At 59.0% G+C, this 659-nt stretch carries 2 tRNA genes and 1 rRNA gene; all 3 read right to left on the bottom strand.

Annotated features, from left to right (window positions below):
* Nucleotides 1–171: 171 nt before the first annotated feature.
* Nucleotides 172–247, bottom strand: a tRNA-Ala gene (locus tag JKF87_RS18155).
* A 78-nt stretch (nucleotides 248–325) separates the two neighbouring features.
* Nucleotides 326–402: transfer RNA gene (locus JKF87_RS18150), tRNA-Ile, on the bottom strand.
* A gap of 180 nt (nucleotides 403–582) precedes the next feature.
* Nucleotides 583–659 (bottom strand): 16S ribosomal RNA (locus JKF87_RS18145); the annotation flags it as partial.

The following is a 659-nucleotide window of genomic DNA, read 5'->3' as shown; positions in this document are numbered from 1 at the left end:
AACAAGACCTAAAAGCTCAGGGGAGCCGGTCACGTTCTTCCTTTACGATATCAATGCCTGTCGGCGAGCGCCGACGGGCAATACTTGATGCGATCATGCGAGCTTAACGACGGGTGCGCCAACGCTTTCAAAGCGGGGACCTCGGGTCGTTTCCAGGGCCGCGGGGCGGCCTGGTGGAGCCAGACGGAGTCGAACCGACGACATCCTGCTTGCAAAGCAGGCGCTCTACCAACTGAGCTATGGCCCCATCTCAGGGTGCGCTGCCAGAAGAGCTGTCATCGATACTGCCTAGGCTGGAGACCAGCCCCAGCAAACCAGAATGACCTGGTAGGCCCGGGCAGACTCGAACTGCCGACCTTACGCTTATCAGGCGTACGCTCTAACCACCTGAGCTACGGGCCTATGGCAGCGACAGCCAGGTCGAATGACCCAGGCTCGCGATCGCGCCACCAACACAACAACCCGTATGGCTGATGTCTCAGTGACGAAAGAGGAAAGAGAAACGGAGACGGCGGCGTTCCGCCGTTTATTGGAGCCTCAATAGACAGTCTCGTGAGAGACGGCCTGGAGAAGCATCCTTAGAAAGGAGGTGATCCAGCCGCAGGTTCCCCTACGGCTACCTTGTTACGACTTCACCCCAGTCGCTGACCCTACCGTGG

It is taken from the genome of Brevundimonas nasdae, from assembly GCF_016654005.1.
Taxonomy (GTDB): Bacteria; Pseudomonadota; Alphaproteobacteria; order Caulobacterales; family Caulobacteraceae; genus Brevundimonas; species Brevundimonas nasdae.
The sequence above is the reverse complement of the archived record's forward strand: the minus strand, read 5'-3'. Positions and strand labels throughout refer to the sequence as shown.